This is a genomic window from Herbaspirillum sp. B65 (assembly GCF_000333555.1).
In the GTDB taxonomy this organism is placed as follows: domain Bacteria; phylum Pseudomonadota; class Gammaproteobacteria; order Burkholderiales; family Burkholderiaceae_D; genus Herbaspirillum; species Herbaspirillum rubrisubalbicans.
Genome location: NZ_BADI01000624.1, coordinates 1 through 4,699 on the forward strand (window position 1 = coordinate 1; position 4,699 = coordinate 4,699).

At 60.1% G+C, this 4,699-nt stretch carries 1 protein-coding gene; it reads right to left on the reverse strand.

The features are described from left to right. Positions 1 to 4,489, reverse strand: a 4,489-nt coding sequence (locus I5W_RS14740) for a two-partner secretion domain-containing protein (RefSeq protein ID WP_199901745.1), incomplete at its 3' end; no start/stop codon positions are given. Positions 4,490 to 4,699 lie beyond the last annotated feature (210 nt).

The following is a 4,699-nucleotide window of genomic DNA, read 5'->3' on the forward strand; positions in this document are numbered from 1 at the left end:
CGGGGCGCAGGTCCCAGCGTTTTGCCACACTCACAGCATTGGTCAACAACTGCTGGTATTGGGAGTCGTCGTGGGCGCTGCCGCTGGGCCGACCGGTGAGTTGGGCCATTTGCTCACGCACCAAACGCTGCTCGTAGAAACCATCGCCAAGACGTTTTTGGGTAGTGGAGGGATCAACGTTGAGCGCTGTGAGCAGGTAGTCGCTGCTGAGCCAAGTACGGTGGTCAGTGAATTGGGAACGTGTCTCCAGTAGATAGCTGGCACTTGCCGAGGGTCGGAACAACACCCCTGGTCGAAGGGGGAGAGGAACGTTGCCGTTCTGCGGGAATGAGGCTCCAGCGGGGAAGCCGCTCATGCTCGGCAAGCCCCCAGTGGAGGGAAGTGCGCCGCCTGGTGTCGTGACGCCAGGACGGCCGGCCACATTGCCCAGCAAGCCACCGATGGACTGGCCACTACCGGTTGTGGGAGTGATGTCATTGCGGATGTTGGCTGCACTCCCAGCCGACAGATCAGTATTACTGAAATTGTTGGCTACGATGTTCAACCCGCCATTGCCCACGATGGCGCCCTGGGTGGTGCCGATCACCTCCGAGATGCTTGGCATACTGTAGGCAACAACCAGGCCGCCGGTGGTGACAAATTTGCCGTCGAAGTTGTGGCGACGATACAAGGTCTGGCCCAGATTGGTGATGCTAGCGTTACTACCGCCCAGCCACAATGCACCGTTAGCCACGATATTGCTGAATTCATTGCTCAGTGATTGAGCGATACGAATGTTGGCATTGCCGCCAGCGCGAATCTCGGCCACCGATCCGGCTCCGGGCGCAAGTTGGTCTTCACTGGCGGTATGGTGAGCGTTGCGGGTCACTTCCAGCGAGTCATGCTGGGGCGCGAGGATGCGCTGCGTGTTGCGTAAGAAGGTCGTGTTGGGATCGGTATAGTCCTTTTCCGTAACAAATCGGATGCAATTGTTCGTGCAATTGCCATATTGGTTGGAGTAGCCGGGCATGGGCTGCCAACTGACATCATTGCGGCCATCACGCGGATCATCTCCGCCAGAGACCTTGTCCGGATTACTGATATTGGCGCGTTGCTCCGTGAAGTACAGCACACGAGTGCCGTCGGTGGCGCTGCCGCGAGTCACCTGACCGAAAGAGTCCCAAGCGCTCGACATACCTTTATAGAAAACGGTATCGTCGGCGTGAGTGCGGATGACGGCCCTTCCAATCACGTAGCCATCCGGCGTAACGACACTCTTGGTCTCCAGTACATCCGCCGGATTCACATAGAGAATTTCATAGGCAGTGAAATTGGAGGAGTCAGGCTTGTAGTAATGCTCGTTGCCGCCGTTGTGCCACCAGGACGCGATGTGCATCGCATAGGTTTCATCCAGAGTACGCACCGTATTGACCGCAACACCGCTGCGGGTATTACGCAAATTCACGGCAGCCATGTCGAGGTTGCCGCCTGCTTCCATGATGGCGTCTTCGTTGGATATCTGCGCCGTACCACTGACCAAGCCACTCGCATCGCGCTGCGCGTTGGCAGCGATGGACAGATTGCCGGCACTGTAGATCACAGCATTGTTGCGGTTGTAGAGCAGATTGCTCACCCAGAGGGAGACGCTGCTGCCACCGCCCAGCAGGGCGCTGCTGCCGACGTTATTGAGCGTGCCGGTCGTCACCGTCAGGTTGTCACCAAGAATCACACCCGTGTTGCCGACCTCAGCTGCGGTGACATCTAGCTGATTACGAGTGCTTATTTCGCCAGCGTTGGAAAGCGTCCCGCTGGCGTTGATGATCATGCCATCAGCCTGCATTGCACCCGTATTAAGGTTGGCGATCTGCGCGGCCGACAGCGAGAGACTACCGGCACGCAGTTGTCCAGCGTTACTGTAGTTGCCCGGCAGGTTGATTGCCATGCTGCCTGCTGCCGCGAAGGCCGCCGTCGAGGCCTGCCTGAATCCACTGCGCGAGGCTAGCGAGGCGTTGGCCTGGGCACCAATGCTACCGTTGTTTTCCACATCCTGAGCGGACAAGCTCAGGTTTCTGCCTGTAATCTGGCCGCTGGCGGTATTAGTGAGCAAGCCATCCGCCTTCAATATCGCGGTGCCGGTAGCAGTCTGAATCTTGCCTTGATTGGTCAGCGTCGCACCACCCTGCGCAGCCTCGATGCTGACGTCGCCTTGTGCCGCAATCACACCGCCGTTTTGGACGGCACCATTGGCTTGTAGGCTCGCTCCACCGCCGGTGGTGCCAATAGTGCCTGTGTTGGCGATGCCAAGCTCATTGCCGACGCCATTTCTGCGGCCTAGGTTGTCGGCGATCAGACTTAAGGACTGCGAGGCAATGATCGTGCCGCCATTGACGATATGACCATCAACCATCAACTGTACCTGGCCGTTGGCGGCATGGATGCTACCGGTGTTATCGATGTCGAACGGAGCGCCTGCTGCTGCGGCCCGGGAGGCTGCGCGTGCAGCCATCATCACGCCCTGCTGGCCCATCACCGCGCCGGTATTGAGCACCCCACCATCAACGTTCAACTGCATCGCGCCATTGCTGACGCCGAGATCGCCAGTGTTGCGCAACCCGTAGCGGCCACCGATACCCTGGTTACCCGCGGCGGCGATGATGCTTATATCGGCCCTATCTCTGGAAAGAATCTTTCCGCTGTTGTCGATGGCACCAGTGATGGCCAGAGAGGCTGTGCCACCTGCGGCGCTGATCGCCCCGGTATTATTCAATCCGACCGGCCCTGCACCGGCTCCTGCCTGGCGCGCTACGATGTCTACCGAGGTCTGAGCGGTAACGACACCACCATTGTCGATTCTGCCATCAGTGTGCAAGCTCACGGAGCCCTGTGTGGTGCTGATATTGCCGCTATTGACCAGGTTGGCTAAGCCTCCTGTGACGGCAGAGACGTCCAGTTGAACATGATCCCGCGCCACAATGTTGCCAGTATTGTCCACACCACCGCTAGCGTTGATCGATACGGCCCCGCCGACCGCACTCACCGCCCCGGCGTTCACCAGCGCCGCCCCACTGTTGCCCGTTTGTTGAGCGCTGATGACGACATCACGCTGGGCGACCAGGGTACCGGTATTGCTGAGTGCGCCTCGTGTCTGGGCCCGGATGTCGCCATTGGCTGCTGCGATACTGCCGCTGTTGGTTGCCGTCCCACTCGCGATACGCACCTCGGTCGCGGCCAAAATACGTCCGCTATTGTCGGCGCTACCATCGGTGGACACGGCTACTGCGCCCCCCGCCGCGCTGAGTGATCCGCTGTTGCGAAGACTCTGGCTAGAGAGGTCGATAGCGCCCTGGGCCGCGACCGTCCCACCGTTGTCGATGCGACCATCGCTTTGCACGCTCACATCGGCGTTCACGGAGCTGATTTCCCCCGTATTGACCACCTCATGTGCCGCGCTGCTAGCAGTGCCGCTAGACTGAATTCTTACGCGCTCCTGCGCGCTCACCTTGCCGCTGTTCTCGATCCGACCGTCGGCCGTTAACACGATTTCTCCGATAGCCGCGCCCATCTTGCCGGCGTTGCGCATACCCACGCCGGCCTCGGTCCCCACCAGAAAGATCTTGTTGGCATACATCCCTCCCAACTGCCCCACGTCCACGCCAAAAGCCGGAGCGGCATCTTGGGCTGCCATGGCGGTCACTTGCGTATGCTCGGCATTGACTCGGTTGGTGCCAGTCGTCACGCGCAGCTCCTTGGCCCAGATGCCCGCGTTGATCTCAGTGGCGCGCGCGATGATATCAGTGTAGTCCGATTGCATATCGCTCAGACCGGCACCTTCGATGCGCACTCGCCCGCCACGCACCACATAGCCGTCCAGGCTGCCGTTGTTCATGACGGGAGAGCCCGTAGTCAGGGTGCTACGGCTAGCATTGATGAACCCGCAGCCATCACAAGTCACGCCAGAAGGATTGGCGATGATCACCTGCGCACGGTCTCCGGCCACTTCGACAAAGCCACGCAACATGCTGGGACTGCTGGAATTGACCTCGTTGAGGATCACGCGCGCCGTACCGGTGGCGAGATTGGGATTCCGCTGGATCCAACCACCTTGTTGTGTCTGTATATCACTTCGGGAATTGTTGAGAATGGCTCCGGCACGATTGACATCAAACTGGCTATAGGTGTTGCGCGATACACCGGCTGCGCTCGGCGTCTGGATGTTGACCTGCGGGACGCCATTGGCAGTATTGATCACCACCGGCTGCTGCGCACGAGGTGCACCGGGGTCGGCGATGATCTGCGCATAAGCCCGCGGCATGGTGGCGATGGCCCCTCCAGTGAACAGCAACACGGCCAGACCGATCCAACTCAGGCGTGCTACAGGAAGACCGCTTTGGGCGATGCCTGGCCGGCTGCCCACGGTAGTCTTGCCCGCGCAAGCGCGGGTGGTCTCGGCCACAGCCATGAACTGGCCGCGAGTCTTGTTGAAAATGATGCGATAGCAAAGCTGGTTCATGTTCTGCTGTCCTTTAGATAGCGCATGAGCTGCCGGTCAGTACGACCACGTCAGGCTCATGCCTGCGGTGAGGGGGGCGGTCTTGAATCGGTCAGGTCGGGAAATCGGCGTTCCGGCGAACACCTCGTAATTCACGCCGCCCAAGGCACCCCGCAGCCCCAGCACCGCGCCGGCCAGGCGACGCCCGACCAACAGCGCGGCCGAGGGGCC